General features: G+C 60.8%; 15 protein-coding genes. 7 read left to right on the top strand and 8 right to left on the bottom strand.

The window, feature by feature from the left end; genetic code table 11:
- Positions 1–45: 45 nt before the first annotated feature.
- From mreD to mreB, 3 genes are all read right to left on the bottom strand, one after another.
- Positions 46–534, bottom strand: a complete 489-nt coding sequence (gene mreD, locus HU730_RS08245) for a rod shape-determining protein MreD (protein ID WP_003188558.1) — start codon at positions 532–534, stop codon at positions 46–48.
- A complete protein-coding gene (gene mreC, locus HU730_RS08250; RefSeq protein ID WP_072447076.1) occupies positions 534–1,607 on the bottom strand; it encodes a rod shape-determining protein MreC in 1,074 nt (357 codons plus the stop codon). Before mreC ends, mreD begins: the two co-directional genes overlap by 1 nt.
- A 139-nt stretch (positions 1,608–1,746) precedes the next feature.
- A complete protein-coding gene (mreB, locus tag HU730_RS08255; protein WP_002555108.1) occupies positions 1,747–2,784 on the bottom strand; it encodes a rod shape-determining protein MreB in 1,038 nt (345 codons plus the stop codon).
- Positions 2,785–2,994: 210 nt separating this feature from the next.
- On the opposite strand from mreB, the gene gatC reads away from it, so the two are divergent.
- From gatC to HU730_RS08285, 6 genes are all read left to right on the top strand, one after another.
- A complete protein-coding gene (gene gatC / locus HU730_RS08260; RefSeq protein WP_003188556.1) occupies positions 2,995–3,282 on the top strand; it encodes an Asp-tRNA(Asn)/Glu-tRNA(Gln) amidotransferase subunit GatC in 288 nt (95 codons plus the stop codon).
- Positions 3,283–3,298: 16 nt separating this feature from the next.
- Complete coding sequence (gene gatA / locus HU730_RS08265; RefSeq protein ID WP_014716920.1) at positions 3,299–4,750, top strand: Asp-tRNA(Asn)/Glu-tRNA(Gln) amidotransferase subunit GatA; 1,452 nt, start codon at positions 3,299–3,301, stop codon at positions 4,748–4,750.
- A 10-nt stretch (positions 4,751–4,760) separates the two neighbouring features.
- Positions 4,761–6,206 carry an Asp-tRNA(Asn)/Glu-tRNA(Gln) amidotransferase subunit GatB gene (gatB, locus tag HU730_RS08270; RefSeq protein ID WP_054897023.1) on the top strand — a complete coding sequence of 482 codons (1,446 nt, stop codon included), beginning with the start codon at positions 4,761–4,763 and terminating at the stop codon, positions 6,204–6,206.
- A gap of 130 nt (positions 6,207–6,336) precedes the next feature.
- Positions 6,337–6,708, top strand: a complete 372-nt coding sequence (locus HU730_RS08275) for a septal ring lytic transglycosylase RlpA family protein (RefSeq protein WP_060764722.1) — start codon at positions 6,337–6,339, stop codon at positions 6,706–6,708.
- Positions 6,709–6,734: 26 nt separating this feature from the next.
- Entirely contained in the window at positions 6,735–7,814 is a 1,080-nt protein-coding gene (locus HU730_RS08280) for a calcium/sodium antiporter (RefSeq protein WP_054897025.1), read from the top strand.
- A complete protein-coding gene (locus HU730_RS08285) occupies positions 7,811–8,194 on the top strand; it encodes a carboxymuconolactone decarboxylase family protein (protein ID WP_034126296.1) in 384 nt (127 codons plus the stop codon). The genes HU730_RS08280 and HU730_RS08285 overlap by 4 nt, the downstream gene beginning before the upstream one ends.
- Before the next feature lie 124 nt (positions 8,195–8,318).
- Here HU730_RS08285 and HU730_RS08290 read toward each other — a convergent pair whose 3' ends face one another.
- From HU730_RS08290 to kdgD, 5 genes are all read right to left on the bottom strand, one after another.
- A complete protein-coding gene (locus HU730_RS08290; protein WP_034126295.1) occupies positions 8,319–9,260 on the bottom strand; it encodes an AEC family transporter in 942 nt (313 codons plus the stop codon).
- A gap of 219 nt (positions 9,261–9,479) precedes the next feature.
- Positions 9,480–11,033 (bottom strand): galactarate dehydratase, encoded by a 1,554-nt coding sequence (gene garD / locus HU730_RS08295; RefSeq protein ID WP_032903376.1) that lies wholly within the window; start codon positions 11,031–11,033, stop codon positions 9,480–9,482.
- Between the two features lie 10 nt (positions 11,034–11,043).
- Entirely contained in the window at positions 11,044–12,408 is a 1,365-nt protein-coding gene (locus HU730_RS08300) for an MFS transporter (RefSeq protein ID WP_003188541.1), read from the bottom strand.
- 183 nt (positions 12,409–12,591) lie between these two features.
- A complete protein-coding gene (locus HU730_RS08305; protein ID WP_047712588.1) occupies positions 12,592–14,037 on the bottom strand; it encodes an aldehyde dehydrogenase family protein in 1,446 nt (481 codons plus the stop codon).
- 54 nt (positions 14,038–14,091) lie between these two features.
- Positions 14,092–15,003: a 5-dehydro-4-deoxyglucarate dehydratase gene (kdgD, locus tag HU730_RS08310; RefSeq protein ID WP_003188537.1), complete on the bottom strand. Its 912-nt coding sequence runs from the start codon at positions 15,001–15,003 to the stop codon at positions 14,092–14,094.
- A 233-nt stretch (positions 15,004–15,236) separates the two neighbouring features.
- Between kdgD and HU730_RS08315 the strand changes: the two genes are divergently transcribed.
- Positions 15,237–16,394, top strand: a complete 1,158-nt coding sequence (locus HU730_RS08315; protein ID WP_186527578.1) for a phospholipase — start codon at positions 15,237–15,239, stop codon at positions 16,392–16,394.
- Positions 16,395–16,439: the final 45 nt, after the last annotated feature.

A 16,439-nucleotide genomic window follows, 5' to 3' on the forward strand; every position in this document is an offset into this window, starting at 1 on the left:
CTCTCCCTGTGGGGTTCGATAACCAGGCAGAGCCTCGCAATCCATTCAATTGATTTTATAGCGACGACGCAGCCCACGCAGGCCAAAACTGATCCAGGGCCATAACAAGGCGCTGACCAGCGCCGGCAGAACCAAGGCCAGGGTCGGCTGGCGGTTGCCGGTCAACGCGCTGAGCCATAGTTGCACCAACTGCGCCAGGCCGAATATCACCAGGATCACCAGGCACTGCTGCCACATCGGGAACATGCGCAAGCGCTGCTGCAGCGACAGCACCAGAAAGGTAATCAGGGTCAGGATCAACGCGTTCTGGCCTAGCAAGGTGCCATACAGCACATCTTCGGCCAACCCCAGGCACATGGCCGTGACCATGCCCACCTTGTGCGGCAGGTTCAATGACCAGAACGCCAGCAACAAGGCCAGCCAGAGCGGGCGAAGGATTTCCATGAACTGCGGCAGCGGCGAGACGCTGAGCAGCAAGCCGATGGCGAAGGTCAGCCAGACGATCCAGCCATTGCGTGAATGAGTACCCGCCATTAGTCCCCCCTCTGCGGTGTGGTGGCCGGAGCGGCGGTCGGTTTAGCCGGGCGCGCGTTATGCGCGGCAGGTTTGGCCGGCGTTGCCACAGGTGCTGCAGCTGCCGGTGCAGGTGACGTGGCTGGCGCGGGTGCAGGTGGGCCAACAAAAGCAGGTTTTGGCACCGTGGCCGGCACGATAGGCGCGGTGCCATTCTGCTGGTCCTCCGCTTCCTGGGCCTGGGCAGCGTCGTTAGCGCGCTCTTCCGGGGTGCGGTTGTCGCTGAACACCAGCAGCAGGTAACGGCTGCGGTTCAGCGCGGCAGTCGGTACCGCCCGAACGATAGCGAACGGCTGGCCGGAATCGTGGATCACCTCTTTGACCGTCGCCACCGGATAACCCGCCGGGAAGCGCTGGCCCAGGCCAGAGCTGACCAACAGGTCGCCTTCCTTGATGTCAGCGGTATCCGCCACATGGCGCAGCTCCAGGCGTTCCGGGTTACCGGTGCCGCTGGCGATTGCGCGCAAGCCGTTACGGTTGACCTGCACCGGAATGCTGTGGGTCGTATCCGTCAGCAACAGCACCCGCGAGGTGTAGGGCATCAACTCCACCACCTGGCCCATCAGGCCACGGGCATCGAGCACCGGCTGGCCAAGCACCACACCGTCGCGCTCACCCTTGTTGATGATGATGCGGTGGGTAAAGGGGTTGGGGTCCATGCCGATCAGCTCGGCCACTTCGACCTTTTCGTTGACCAGCGCGGAAGAATTGAGCAACTCGCGTAGCCGAACGTTCTGCTCGGTGAGGGCCGCCAGCTTTTGCATGCGCCCCTGCAACAGCAGGTTTTCAGTCTTGAGTTTTTCGTTCTCGGCGACCAGTTCGGTGCGGCTGCCAAATTGGCTGGACACGCCCTGGAAGAGACGTTGCGGCAGGTCGGTGATCCAGTAGGTCTGCATCAACACCAGCGACATCTGGCTGCGCACCGGCTTGAGCAGTGCAAAGCGGGCATCGACCACCATCAGCGCGACCGAAAGCACGGTCAGCACCAATAAGCGCACACCCAATGAGGGGCCTTTGGCGAAAAGCGGTTTAATAAGCCGCTCCTCCCAGGCAAATGTTCTCTTTATTCATACGGCATCAAACCGGCCTGGATGCAGATTGAAGAAGATAAACGCCAACAGGCAGCACTGCAAAGTGCTGCCTGCCGACGAAGCATGAACCATCCAGGCAATCTTATTCGCTGGAGAGCAGGTCCATGGTGTGTTTATCCATCATTTCCAGCGCACGACCACCACCACGAGCAACGCAGGTCAGCGGGTCTTCGGCAACGATCACCGGCAGACCAGTTTCCTGGGCCAGCAGCTTGTCGAGGTCGCGCAGCAAGGCGCCACCACCGGTCAGTACCAGGCCACGCTCGGCAATATCGGAAGCCAGCTCCGGCGGCGATTGCTCCAGGGCACTTTTCACCGCCTGAACGATGGTGGCCAGGGACTCTTGCAGAGCCTCCAGCACTTCATTGGAGTTCAGGGTGAAGGCACGTGGAACGCCTTCGGCCAGGTTGCGACCGCGCACATCGACTTCGCGCACTTCACCGCCTGGGTAAGCGGTGCCGATTTCCTGCTTGATGCGCTCGGCGGTGGATTCGCCGATCAGGCTGCCGTAGTTACGACGCACATAAGTGATGATCGCTTCGTCGAAGCGGTCGCCGCCCACGCGCACGGATTCGGCATACACCACACCGTTCAGGGAAATCAGGGCGATTTCGGTAGTACCACCACCGATATCCACCACCATCGAACCGCGCGCTTCTTCCACCGGCAGGCCGGCACCGATCGCAGCCGCCATTGGCTCTTCGATCAGGAATACTTCACGGGCACCGGCGCCAAGGGCCGATTCACGGATGGCGCGACGCTCCACCTGGGTGGACTTGCACGGAACGCAGATCAGCACGCGAGGGCTGGGCTGCAGGAAACTGTTTTCGTGAACTTTGTTGATGAAGTACTGCAGCATCTTTTCGCAGACGCTGAAATCGGCGATCACGCCATCCTTCATCGGACGAATGGCAGCAATATTGCCTGGTGTACGGCCGAGCATGCGCTTGGCCTCGGTGCCAACGGCAACGACACTTTTCTGATTACCATGGGTCCGAATGGCCACAACTGATGGCTCATTCAGAACGATACCGCGCTCGCGCACGTAAATAAGGGTGTTGGCAGTGCCCAGGTCAATGGAGAGATCGCTGGAAAACATGCCACGCAGTTTCTTGAACATGGGGAAAGGACCCTAGGCAACGCGTGGGTAAAAAAGTGCGGCAAACTCTAACAACGACAGGGATTTTGGGCAAGGCGCCAATGTGCTAAATTGGCCGACTTTCTGTGCACCAACCCCCACAATCGCGGCCTTATGACCGTAGAAATGCGGTAGTGTTCCGACAATCTAACACACGGACGCCCTCCGTTCTGTTTTCCACTGGAGAATCCCATGGCGCTTGAACGCTCCGACGTGGAAAAAATCGCACATTTGGCCTCGCTTGGCCTTAATGATGCCGATCTTCCACAGACCACCGCAGCCCTGAACAGCATTCTCGGGCTGGTCGACCAAATGCAGGCCGTGAATACCGACGGCATCGAGCCCCTGGCTCACCCACTGGAAGCCAGCCAGCGCCTGCGCGCAGACGTCGTGACCGAACGCAATAATCGCGAGGCCTACCAGTCCATCGCGCCAGCGGTCGAAAACGGCCTGTACCTGGTTCCGAAAGTCATCGACTAAAGGGAAAGAGCCTTTCATGCATCACATGACTCTGGCCGAGATCGCCCGCGGTCTCGCCGACAAATCGTTTTCTTCCGAAGAGCTGACCCAGACCTTGCTGGCGCGTATCGCCGCGCTCGATCCGAAGGTCAACAGCTTCATCAGCCTCACCGAGGAGCTGGCCCTGAGCCAGGCCAAGGCCGCCGACGCCCGTCGCGCCAACGGTGAGAACGGCGCGCTGCTCGGCGCACCGATCGCCCACAAGGACCTGTTCTGCACCCAGGGCATTCGCACCAGCTGCGGCTCGAAGATGCTCGACAACTTCAAGGCGCCCTACGACGCCACTGTGGTCGCCAAGCTGGCCGCCGCCGGCGCCGTGACCCTGGGCAAGACCAACATGGACGAATTCGCCATGGGTTCGGCCAACGAGTCCAGCTACTACGGTGCGGTGAAAAACCCGTGGAACCTGGAACACGTCCCGGGTGGTTCGTCCGGTGGTTCGGCTGCGGCCGTGGCCGCACGCTTCCTGCCGGCCGCTACCGCCACCGATACCGGCGGGTCGATCCGCCAGCCAGCCGCCTTCACCAACCTGACCGGCCTGAAGCCGACCTACGGTCGCGTTTCCCGCTGGGGCATGATCGCCTACGCCTCAAGTCTCGATCAGGGCGGCCCCCTGGCACGCACGGCTGAAGACTGCGCAATATTGTTACAAGGCATGGCAGGCTTCGATAAACAGGACTCCACCAGCATCGATGAGCCAGTGCCGGACTACAGCGCCAGCCTGAACACCTCGATCAAGGGCCTGCGCATCGGCGTGCCGAAGGAATACTTCAGCGCCGGCCTCGACCCGCGTATCGCCGAACTGGTGCAAAACAGCATCAAAGAGCTGGAAAAGCTTGGCGCCGTGATCAAGGAAATCAGCCTGCCGAACAACCAGCACGCGATTCCCGCCTACTACGTGATCGCGCCAGCAGAGGCCTCTTCCAACCTGTCGCGTTTCGACGGCGTGCGCTTCGGCTATCGCTGCGAGAACCCGAAAGACCTCACCGACCTGTACAAACGCTCCCGCGGCGAAGGCTTCGGCAGTGAAGTGCAGCGCCGGATCATGGTCGGGGCCTACGCCCTGTCGGCCGGCTACTACGACGCGTACTACCTCAAGGCGCAAAAAATCCGTCGCCTGATCAAGAACGACTTCATGGCCGCCTTTGAAGAAGTCGATGTGATCCTCGGCCCGACCGCGCCGAACCTGGCGTGGAAGATCGGCGCCAAGACCGGCGACCCGATCGCCGAATACCTGGAAGACCTCTACACCATCACCGCCAACCTCGCGGGCTTGCCGGGCTTGTCCATGCCCGCAGGTTTCGTCGATGGCCTGCCGGTGGGCGTGCAATTGCTCGCCCCATATTTCCAGGAAGGCCGCCTGCTCAATGTGGCGCACCAGTACCAGTTGAACACCGACTGGCACACCCGCACCCCTACCGGCTTCTGAGGAGAACACTATGCAATGGGAAGTTGTGATCGGGCTGGAGATTCATACCCAGCTCGCCACCCAATCGAAGATTTTCTCCGGTAGCGCCACCACGTTCGGCTCCGAGCCCAATACCCAGGCCAGCCTGGTAGACCTGGGCATGCCCGGCGTGCTACCGGTGCTGAACCAGGAAGCGGTGCGCATGGCGGTGATGTTCGGCCTGGCGATTGACGCCGAAATCGGCCAGCACAACGTGTTTGCGCGCAAGAACTACTTCTACCCGGACCTGCCCAAGGGCTACCAGATCAGCCAGATGGAACTGCCGATTGTCGGCAAGGGCCACCTGGACATTCCACTGGAAGACGGCACCATCAAGCGCGTCGGCGTCACCCGTGCACACCTGGAGGAAGACGCCGGCAAAAGCCTGCACGAAGAATTCCCGGGCGCCACCGGTATCGACCTGAACCGTGCCGGCACGCCGCTGCTGGAGATCGTGTCCGAGCCGGACATGCGCAGCGCCAAGGAAGCCGTGGCCTACGTCAAGACCATCCACGCGCTGGTGCGCTACCTGGGCATCTGCGACGGCAACATGGCCGAAGGCTCGCTGCGTTGCGATTGCAACGTGTCGATCCGCCCCAAGGGCCAGGTCGAGTTCGGCACCCGCTGCGAGATCAAGAACGTCAACTCGTTCCGCTTCATTGAGAAAGCGATCAACAGCGAAGTACGTCGCCAGATCGAGCTGATCGAAGACGGCGGCAAGGTGATCCAGCAAACGCGCCTGTACGACCCGAACAAAGACGAAACCCGCGCCATGCGCAGCAAAGAGGAAGCCAACGACTACCGTTACTTCCCCGACCCGGACCTGTTGCCGGTGGTGCTGGAGGATTCGTTCCTCAATGACATCCGCGCCACCCTGCCGGAACTGCCGCAGCAAAAACGCGAGCGCTTCCAGGAGCAATTCGGCCTGTCGGTCTACGATGCCAGCGTATTGGCCTCCAGCCGTGAACAAGCCAACTACTTCGAAAAAGTCGTGAGCATTGCCGGCGACGCCAAGCTGGCGGCCAACTGGGTGATGGTCGAGCTGGGCAGCCTGTTGAACAAACAGGGCCTGGAAATCGACGACGCGCCGGTCACCGCCGAACAACTGGGTGGCATGCTGCTGCGCATCAAGGACAACACCATCTCCGGCAAAATTGCCAAGACCGTGTTCGAAGCGATGGCCGCCGGTGAAGGCAATGCCGACGAGATCATCGAGAAGCGTGGCCTCAAACAAGTCACCGACAGCGGCGCCATCTCGGCCGTGCTCGATGAAATGCTCGCGGCCAATGCCGAACAGGTCGAGCAATACCGCGCCGCAGACGAAGCCAAGCGCGGCAAGATGTTCGGCTTCTTTGTCGGCCAGGCGATGAAAGCCTCCAAGGGCAAAGCCAACCCGCAACAGGTGAACGAACTGCTCAAAAGCAAGCTCGAAGGCTGATCCATGATCGTTCCCACGCTCTGCGTGGGAACGCCTCACGGGACGCTCCGCGTCCGCTTTTGTGACGCGTAGCGTCACCAGCTGCATTCCCACGCAGAGCGTGGGAACGATCCAACGGGGACATCTTGAAATGAAGCGTCTACTCGGCCTCCTGGCCCTGTCCTCCCTGCTGGCCGGTTGCGCCAGCGGCCTCATCGACCCCAACGGCTACGACGAAACCGGCACCGCGTCCTATTACGGCGCCAAGCACCATGGCAAGAAAACCGCCAGCGGTGAACCTTTCAACCAGAACGCCTTGACCGCCGCCCATCGGCGCCTGCCCTTCGGTACGCAGGTCAAGGTGACCAACCTCGACAACAACCGTTCTGTCGTGGTGCGTATCACTGATCGCGGCCCGCATACCCGTGGCCGCCTGATCGACGTTTCACGCAGGGCTGCCGAGCAGTTGCGCATGCTGCGCAGCGGTACCGCACGGGTACGCGTGCAAGCCCTGAACAACTGATCGAGGCAGCCTTGAGCATTTTCGGATTGAACGCCCTCTCACCCTGGAGCCTGCTCGAACTGGTGGGCGGCCTGATCTTGCTGATCATCGGCGCTGAAATCCTGGTACGCGCCGCAGTACGCCTGGCGGCGAGCCTCAAGGTGCGGCCACTGATCATCGGCTTGAGCATCGTCGCCTTCGGCAGCAGTGCGCCGCAGATGACCGTCAGCCTTCAGGCCACGCTGGCCGGCAACACGGATATCGCTGTGGGCAGTGTCATCGGCAGCAGTATCTTCAACATCCTCGTGACCCTGGGCTTGTCCGCACTGATCATTCCGTTGCGGGTCTCGCGGCAACTGGTGCGCGTAGATATCCCGGTGATGATCGTCGCCGGCCTGCTGGTATTTATCCTGGCGGCTAACGAAATGCTGACGCCCTTCGATGGCGCCGTGCTGCTGGTGGCGCTGGTGGCCTACCTAGGCGTATTGCACTACCAGACGCGTCATTCCCGCCGCCCGCGCACTCTGGACACCGTGGCGAAGGCGCCATGGCTGAGCAGTGTGCTGCTGATGCTCGGCGGTTTGCTGGTGCTGGTGCTGGCCGGGCATTTGTTGCTCGGCGCAGCGGTGGATGTAGCGGGCGATCTCGGATTGTCGGAGCGCGTCATCGGCCTCACGTTGATCGGCGTCGGCACCTCGCTGCCGTGCCTTGCCACGTCGCTGATCGCCGCGTTGCGTGGCGAACGGGAGATCGCCGTGGGCAACGTGATCGGCAGCAACCTGTTCAACCTGCTCGGCGTGCTGGGCTTCACCGCACTGGTGGCGCCGACGCCGCTGTCGGTCTCGCCCAACGCCCTGGACTTCGATTTACCGGTGATGCTCGGCGCCATCATCCTGTGCCTGCCGGTGTTCTATACCGGCTATCGGGTAACACGTATCGAAGGGCTGGTGCTGCTGGGGCTGTACCTGGCGTACGGGCTGCATGTCATGGCCTTCACCACTGGCATGCCGCTGGCCAACAAGCTTGAACAATTGATGCTGTATTACGTCCTGCCAGCGTTAGGGGCTCTGCTGTTGTTCACCTCACTGCGCGCCTGGCACCGCCAACACAAGAGGGAATCGCAATGACCGAACAGAAAAAACCCGGGGTTGAAGTACGTCGCCAGGTCATGGGCGATGCGTTCGTCGACCGCGCCCTGGGTAATGCCACGGCGTTCACCCAACCGCTGCAGGACTTCGTCAATGAGCACGCGTGGGGCAGCGTCTGGAACCGCGAAGGGTTACCGCTCAAGACCCGCAGCCTGATCACCCTCGCCGCCCTCACCGCCCTCAAGTGCCCGCAGGAACTCAAGGGCCATGTGCGCGGTGCGCTGAATAATGGCTGTACGGTGGAGGAGATCCGCGAAGCGCTGCTGCATTGCGCGGTGTATGCAGGGGTGCCGGCGGCGATTGATGCGTTTCGGGCGGCGCAGGAAGTGATTGAGGCGTATCAGGCCGATCAGCAGTGACTGTCCTGTAGCTATCGCAGGCAAGCCAGCTCCCACACTTGAGGGTATTCACACGCCCACATGTGGGAGCTGGCTTGTCGGGTCGCCGCATCGCTGCGATGGGGCCTCAAGCTGCCCGCCGATTTCAGATCCAACCACCCGCCTGCAACACAAAAATCCCGATATTCGTGGTCACCGCCGCCATCAGCGTGGTGATCACGATAATCGCGGCCGCCAGCTCATGATTACCCTGCGCCGCTCGGGCCATCACAAAGCTTGCGGCGGCGGTCGGCGCGCCGAAATACAGGAACAGAATCCCCAACTCCGGCCCTCGGAACCCCAGCAACCACGCGCCCAGGGTGGCGATCACCGGTAGCCAGATCATCTTCATCAGGCTCGCGCTCAACGCCATGTTGCCGCTCTTGCGCAGCGCGGCCATGGACAAGGTGCCACCGATGCAAATCAGCGCCAGCGGCAGCGTGGTATCGGACAGGTACTGCAAGGATTTCTCAAGCCAACCGGGCACGCCGATCTGGAAGTACGCGAACGGCGTAGCGACGATCACGCTGATAATCAGCGGATTGGCCAATACGCTTTTGAAGATGCTCCACGGGTCGGACTTGATCACCGGGCTATAGACCGCCAGCACAATGGTCGACAGCGTGTTGTAAAAGAGGATCACCAGCGCGGCGAGGATCGCGCCCAGGGATATGCCGTAATCGCCGTACATACTGGCCGCCAGTGCCAGGCCGATGACCCCGTTATTGCCACGAAACGCGCCTTGGGCGTAGATGCCTCGGTCTTCGCGCTTGCAGCGAAAGATCGCCCAACCCCAGGCCACGGCAAAGCTCACCAGAGTGGCGACGCAGAAGTAGATGAGCAGGCCCGGCTTGAGCGCCGAGTGCAGGTCGGCATGCAGAATGCCAAGGAACAGCAGCGCCGGCATGGCGACGTTGAACACCAGGGACGATGCGGTGTGGATAAAGTTGTCGTTGATCCAATTGATGCGCTTTAGAAACACGCCCAGGAACAGCATGGCAAACACCGGCGCGGTGATGGTGAGGGTGGTGAGGAAGATTGCCAGCATGCCGGGGAGAACCTTGGTGGGCGTCGTTAGTTGGCTAATGATAAGCCAGTACGAGCGGGTTCGTGTGGGCAACGCCATTCAAATGTGGGAGCTGGCTTGCCGTCGTAGGAGCGAGCTTGCTCGCGAGAAACTCCCAGGCGCCGCGTTCATTCAGTTAACACGCGTTATCGTTGGCGTCTTTCGCGAGCAAGCTCGCTCCTACAGGGTTAGCGCCTGGTTTCAGGTAATCGGCGCCGGGTTGAACAGCGTGATGTCGTTATGCAGCTTATGCCGCTCTGCCCAGGTCTGCTTCTTGCCGCTGGCCACATCCAGATAGAAGTGGAACAGCTCCCAACCCAGCTCCTCGATACTCGCCCGCCCCGTCGCAATGCGCCCGGCGTCGATATCGATCAGGTCCGGCCAACGCTGGGCCAGTTCGGTGCGGGTGGAGACCTTCACCACCGGCGCCATCGCCAACCCATACGGCGTGCCGCGCCCGGTGGTGAACACGTGCAGGTTCATCCCCGCTGCCAGTTGCAAGGTGCCGCAGACAAAATCACTGGCCGGTGTGGCGCAGAAGATCAGGCCCTTTTCCTTGAAGCGCTCGCCAGGGCCAAGTACGCCGTTGATGGCGCTGCTGCCGGATTTGACGATGGAACCCAACGACTTCTCGACAATATTCGACAGCCCGCCCTTCTTGTTACCCGGCGTGGTATTGGCGCTGCGGTCTGCCTCGCCCTTGGCCAGGTAACGGTCATACCAGTCCATTTCCCGGACCAGCTCGCGGGCAACGTCCGGGTTCTTCGCGCGTGAGGTCAGCAGGTAAATCGCATCGCGCACTTCAGTCACTTCGGAAAACATCACCGTCGCGCCGGCGCGCAGTAACAGGTCCGAGGCATACCCCAGCGCCGGGTTGGCGGTGATGCCGGAGAACGCATCGCTGCCGCCGCACTGCATGCCCAGGATCAACTCGGAGGCCGGCACGGTTTCGCGGCGACGCTGGTTGAGTTTCTTCAAGCGCACGTCGGCCAGGGCCATGATCTGCTCGATCATTTCGGTAAAGCCATGGCTGGAATCCTGCAAGCGATACAGCCACGGCTCGCTCAGGTCCACGGAGCTGTCGTTGTCGTGCATCACCTGGCCGGCCTGGAGCTTTTCACAGCCCAGGCTGATCACCAAGGCTTCGCCGCCCAGGTTGGGGTTGCGCGCCAGGTTGCGCACGGTGCGGATGGGGATGTAGGCATCCGTCGCCGTAATCGCCACGCCGCAGCCGTAGCTGTGGGTCAGCGCCACCACGTCATCGACATGCGGGTACTGGGGCAGCAACTCGTCCTTGATGCGCTTGACCGCATGGTCCAGCACGCCGGTAACGCATTGCACGGTGGTGGTAATGCCGAGGATGTTGCGCGTTCCCACGGTGCCGTCCGCATTGCGATAGCCCTCGAAGGTAAACCCCTCCAGGGGCGCCTGGGTTTCAGGCACCTCGGTGGACAGCGGCAAGCTGTCCAGCGGCGGTGCGGTGGGCATGCGCAACTGGTCCTCCTGCACCCAACTGCCACGCGGAATCGGCGCCAGGGCATAACCGATGGTCTGGCCGTAGCGAATAATCTGGCCGCCCTCGGGGATGTCTTCCAGCGTCACCTTGTGGCTCTGCGGGATGAAATCCACGGTGACCAGGCCGTCGGGAAACTCGGTACCGGCGGGTACCCCTTGATCGTTCACCACGATCACCACATTGTCGCGCTCGTGCAAACGGATCGAGCGCGGCGAGTCGGCATGTTCAATCAACTGCATCACACGAACCTCAGGAATGCGCTTGAGAAAGGTTGGTCAACTCAGGGCCCTGGGTAGGCGGCTCCTTGAGCACCACGCGCTTGATCGGGCCGACAATCACCAAGTAACTGAACACCGCCACCAGCGCGTTGGCGCCCACGAACACCAGCGCCCATTTGAACGAGCCGGTGGTGCTGATGATGTAGCCAATCACAATCGGCGTGGTGATCGAGGCCAGGTTACCGAAGGTGTTGAACAAGCCGCCACTGAGGCCGGCGATTTGTTTAGGCGAAGTGTCGGATACCACCGCCCAACCCAATGCGCCCACGCCTTTGCCGAAGAAGGCCAAGGCCATGAAGCCCACCACCATCCATTCGATGTCTACGTAATTGCACGCCACGATGCTGCTGGAAATCAGCAGGCCACCGATGATCGGCGCCTTGCGTGCGAAGGTCAGCGAATGGCCTTTGCGCAGCAGGTAGTCGGAAATCACCCCGCCGAGCACTCCGCCGATAAAGCCGCAGATCGCCGGTAACGAGGCAATGAAGCCGGCCTTGAGGATGGTCATGCCACGCTCCTGCACCAGGTACACCGGAAACCAGGTCAGGAAGAAGTAGGTGATGCCGTTGATGCAGTACTGGCCCAGGTAGACGCCGAGCATCATGCGGTTGGTCAGGAGCTGGCGGATGTAATCCCACTTCGGCCCGTCGGTTTTCTTACCCTTGCCCTTGTCCTGATCCATATCGACCATCGCGCCATTGGCGGCGATGTGATTGAACTCGGCCTCGTTGATCATCGGATGCTGGCGCGGGCTGTGGATAACTTTCAGCCAGATCAGCGAGAAAACAATGCCGATCACCCCCATCACGATAAACACGTGCTGCCAGCCGAAGCGATAGACGATCCAGCCCATCAACGGCGCGAACAACACCGTGGCGAAGTACTGGGCCGAGTTGAAGATCGCCGACGCAGTGCCGCGTTCAGCCGTAGGAAACCACGCCGCAACAATACGGGCATTTCCAGGAAACGACGGCGCCTCGGCCAAGCCCACCATGAAGCGCAGCATAAACAGCGCGACCACCGCAGTGGAGACGCCAAACTCACCGACATAGCCTTGCAGCACGGTGAACAGCGACCAGGTGAAAATGCTCAGGGCATAGACTTTTTTCGAGCCGAAACGGTCGAGCAGCCAGCCACCGGGAATTTGCCCGGCCACGTAGGCCCAACCGAATGCAGAGAAGATATAACCGAGGGTGACCGCGTCGATACCGAGGTCTTTTTGCAGGCTGGAGCCGGCGATAGCGATGGTGGCCCGGTCGGCGTAGTTGATCGTGGTCACCAGGAACAGCATGAGCAGGATCAAATAGCGGACGTGGGTCGGCTTGGTCGCTTGCATGTAGAAGTACTCCCACTAATTATTTTTTTTGCGGGTAATGATTTTGTATTGCCTGGTTGCGCCTCCCTGTAGGAGCGAGCTTGCTCGCGAAGAACTTCAACGATTACGCGGGCATTCAGGATGCACGCGGTGAATTTGAGTTTTTCGCGAGCAAGCTCGCTCCTACAGAGAGGGTGCTGCGTGTTACGAACCGATGTAGCTGGTTTTCACCACGGTGTAGAACTCTTGCGCATAGCGACCCTGCTCACGCGAACCGTAGGATGAACCCTTACGGCCACCAAATGGAACGTGGTAATCCACCCCCGCCGTCGGCAGGTTGACCATCACCATCCCAGCCTGGGAGTGGCGCTTGAAGTGGTTGGCATATTTGAGCGAGGTGGTGGCAATACCGGCCGACAAGCCGAACTCGGTGTCATTGGCCATGGCCAGCGCCGCCTCGTAGTCCGCCACGCGCACCACGTTGGCCACCGGGCCGAAGATCTCTTCACGGCTGATGCGCATCGCCGCTTCACTGTCGGCAAACAGTGTGGGCGCCAGGTAATAGCCTTCGGTGTCACAGGTGACCAGGCCGCCACCACTCACCAGCCGGGCACCTTCGCTCTGGCCGATGTCGATGTATTTCAGGTCCTGATCCAACTGGGCCTGGGATACCACCGGGCCAATGTCGGTGCCGCTATTCAAAGCGTGGCCCACCTTGATCGACTTCATGCGCTCGGCCATGGCGGCGACAAACTGGTCGTGGATCCCCGCGGTGACAATCAAGCGGCTCGAGGCCGTGCAACGCTGGCCGGTAGAGTAGAACGCACTCTGTACCGACAGCTCGACAGCCTGCTTGAGGTCGGCATCGTCGAGAATGATTTGCGGGTTCTTGCCACCCATCTCCAACTGCACCTTGGCCTGGCGCGATACACAACTGACCGCGATCTGACGCCCAACGCCCACCGACCCGGTGAAACTGATGCCATCGACTTTCGGGCTGTTGACCAACACGTCGCCGACCACACGGCCACTGCCCATCACCAGGTTGAACACACCGGCGGGGAAACCGGCGCGGGAGATGATTTCGGCCAAGGCCCAGGCGCAGCCCGGCACCAGCTCGGCAGGCTTGATCACCACGCAGTTGCCGTAGGCCAGGGCCGGGGCGATTTTCCACGCGGGGATGGCGATCGGGAAATTCCACGGGGTGATCAGACCCACCACACCGAGGGCTTCGCGGGTCACTTCAACGTTGACGCCCGGGCGCACCGACGGCACGTAATCGCCCGACAGGCGCAAGCATTCACCGGCGAAGAATTTGAAGATATTGCCGGCGCGGGTCACCTCGCCAATGGCTTCGGGCAGGGTCTTGCCCTCTTCCCGGGCCAGCAGGGTGCCGAGTTCTTCACGACGGGCGAGGATCTCGCTGCCGACTTTATCCAGCGCATCGTGACGCGCCTGGATACCGGAGGTGGACCACGCCGGGAACGCGGCGCGGGCAGCGTCGATGGCCGCGTTGACTTGGGCCACGTCGGCTTTGGCGTATTCGCCAATGGCGTCGGACACATCCGACGGGTTGATGTTGGTGCAGTAGTCGGCGCCGGTTACCCATTCGCCATTGATGTAGTTCTCAAAACGCTTTGCCTGGGACACGAATCTTCTCCTGACGCAAAAGGCCGCTGATTGCTCAGCGGCCTTGTGGATAATTTATTGCGCGCCTTGCTTGTCGATCAGCGCGGCGAGGGCTTCGTACTCTTCCGGCAGCAGGTCGGTCAGTGGCGTGCGCACCGGGCCTGCGTCATAACCGACGATTTTCGCACCGGCCTTGACGATGCTCACCGCGTAACCGGCCTTGCGGTTACGGATATCCAGGTATGGCAGGAAGAAGTCGTCAATGATCTTGCCAACGGTGGCGTGATCTTCGCGGGCAATGGCGTGGTAGAAATCCATCGCAGTCTTGGGGATGAAATTGAACACCGCCGAGGAGTACACCGGCACGCCCAGGGCCTTGTAGGCCGCGGCGTAAACCTCTGCGGTCGGCAAGCCACCGAGGTAGCTGAAACGGTCGCCCAGGCGACGGCGGATCGACACCATCAGCTCGATATCACCCAGGCCATCCTTGTAGCCGATCAGGTTCGGGCAACGCTCGGCCAGGCGCTCCAACAGCGGTGCGGTCAGGCGGCAGACGTTGCGGTTGTACACCACCACGCCGATCTTGACCGACTTGCACACGGCTTCAACGTGGGCGGCAACCCCGTCCTGGCTGGCTTCGGTGAGGTAGTGCGGCAGCAGCAACAAACCTTTGGCGCCGAGGCGTTCGGCCTCTTGGGCATACTCGATGGCCTGGCGGGTGGCACCGCCTACACCGGCCAGGATCGGCACGCTGGACGCACAGGTATCCACGGCGGTTTTCACTACTTGGGAATATTCGCTGGCCGCCAGGGAGAAAAACTCACCTGTGCCACCTGCGGCGAACAAGGCGCTGGCGCCATAAGGGGCCAGCCATTCCAGGCGCTTGATGTAACCCGCCTGGTGGAAATCACCCTGGGCGTTGAAATCGGTCACCGGGAAAGACAGCAGACCGTGGGAGAGGATGGACTTCAGTTCTTGTGGATTCATTATTCGAACACCCTGGGCGAAGACTTTCTAACGAAAGGTTGTTGTTGGTTTTGATGATGTCGTACGTCATCGTACAACTATAAATAAATTCGTCAACTGCAATTCATCCGGCGTAATCCTTTGACGGCTTAAGACGTAGTTCTTGACGTAGGAAATTTCTCACCTATGATTCAGATAACTGTATGCATATACAGTTATCACGGAAGATTCCTACGACATAGCAAGGAGCTAACATGTCAGGTCTTGAACTCGCAGCACCCGAAAAAACACCACCTACCCTGCGCTTCGAAGGCGGTGAACACACCGCCATCGGCGATGACACCCTGCTTCGCTTCGTCAAGGACGCCCCCGCCATTCCTGCGCGCCAAGTCGAACTGCACCTGCCCAACGGGCTTGCGCTGACCTATGGCCAAGTGATCGCCCTGGGCGGCGACTTCTATGGCATCCCCGGCCAACCGATCAGCGATGGCAATTCTCCGGCCGAGCGCGTGCAACGCTTCACCGCGGCCTTCAATTCTCTTGCCCTGTTGCCTGCTTCACGGGAAGAAGCGCAGAAGATCCTGGCGGTGATGCAAAAGGAGATCAACGCCGTCAACCAGGCGATCAAGGACGGCAAACAGCCTCATGAAGCCTATGACGCCTTGGGAGATACGTTGTCGGAGGAGTGGAATCGCATAACCGGCGGCGGCAGCGCTGTTTCGGCCCTCGTCCCACTGGGGCGCTACCTGAAGCTGGCAGCGGACAACGCCGACCACTTCGGTGAATGGGCCCTGTCCGCCTACTTGGCCGGCCATACGGCAGCCTTGCAACAGGCAGTAGTGGCCCATCAGACCGGCACCGACCAGGCCCTGGAATTGGCCTACGCCATGAACAGCTTTGCCGATCATTTTTTGACCGACCTGTTTTCCGCCGGCCACCTGCGGGTACCGCGCAAACAACTGGCAGCGGTCGTGACGCCTGGAGAACTCGGCTCGCTGATCAGCCGCTTCATGCACGATGAAGACAGCAAATTCGGGCTCAAGGTGCGCAATGCCATGGGCGCTCAGTGGCATGCCTACGGCGACAAGCGCTACTTCGACAGCATCGACGCCGACAATCGCGTGCAGGTCAAACGGGCGGTACAGGCCTCGGCAGATGAAATCTTCGAAACCTTCATCAGCGGTATCGCGCCCTCCCCGGCTGAGTTCAAGGCACCGCTGTATGTGCCCGACCTGAACGCCGCGCAAAACCCGGCGAATAACTTCTCGCCGCTGTTCAAGATGGAGGGGGACAAGGTGCTGCGGCGCAAGGACGTCAACGATTTGAACGACAAGCACTGGACCAATGATTGGTGGGGGTGGAGTACGTACTTGCTGCTTAAAGACTACAAGCCAAACCAACCCGTCAACTAACGGCTGGCATGATCGTTCCCACGCTCTGCGTGGGAATACAGCCTA

It is taken from the genome of Pseudomonas sp. SWRI22, assembly GCF_014268395.2.
GTDB classification, from domain to species: Bacteria; Pseudomonadota; Gammaproteobacteria; order Pseudomonadales; family Pseudomonadaceae; genus Aquipseudomonas; species Aquipseudomonas paracarnis.

What these genes read in the sequence shown, in the direction of transcription:
- mreD (WP_003188558.1), bottom strand. Translation starts at nt 534, where the DNA reads ATGGCGGGTACTCATTCACGCAATGGCTGGATCGTCTGGCTGACCTTC.
- mreB (WP_002555108.1), bottom strand. Translation starts at nt 2,784, where the DNA reads ATGTTCAAGAAACTGCGTGGCATGTTTTCCAGCGATCTCTCCATTGAC.
- gatC (WP_003188556.1), top strand. Translation starts at nt 2,995, where the DNA reads ATGGCGCTTGAACGCTCCGACGTGGAAAAAATCGCACATTTGGCCTCG.
- gatA (WP_014716920.1), top strand. Translation starts at nt 3,299, where the DNA reads ATGCATCACATGACTCTGGCCGAGATCGCCCGCGGTCTCGCCGACAAA.
- gatB (WP_054897023.1), top strand. Translation starts at nt 4,761, where the DNA reads ATGCAATGGGAAGTTGTGATCGGGCTGGAGATTCATACCCAGCTCGCC.
- HU730_RS08275 (WP_060764722.1), top strand. Translation starts at nt 6,337, where the DNA reads ATGAAGCGTCTACTCGGCCTCCTGGCCCTGTCCTCCCTGCTGGCCGGT.
- HU730_RS08285 (WP_034126296.1), top strand. Translation starts at nt 7,811, where the DNA reads ATGACCGAACAGAAAAAACCCGGGGTTGAAGTACGTCGCCAGGTCATG.
- HU730_RS08290 (WP_034126295.1), bottom strand. Translation starts at nt 9,260, where the DNA reads ATGCTGGCAATCTTCCTCACCACCCTCACCATCACCGCGCCGGTGTTT.
- garD (WP_032903376.1), bottom strand. Translation starts at nt 11,033, where the DNA reads ATGCAGTTGATTGAACATGCCGACTCGCCGCGCTCGATCCGTTTGCAC.
- HU730_RS08300 (WP_003188541.1), bottom strand. Translation starts at nt 12,408, where the DNA reads ATGCAAGCGACCAAGCCGACCCACGTCCGCTATTTGATCCTGCTCATG.
- kdgD (WP_003188537.1), bottom strand. Translation starts at nt 15,003, where the DNA reads ATGAATCCACAAGAACTGAAGTCCATCCTCTCCCACGGTCTGCTGTCT.
- HU730_RS08315 (WP_186527578.1), top strand. Translation starts at nt 15,237, where the DNA reads ATGTCAGGTCTTGAACTCGCAGCACCCGAAAAAACACCACCTACCCTG.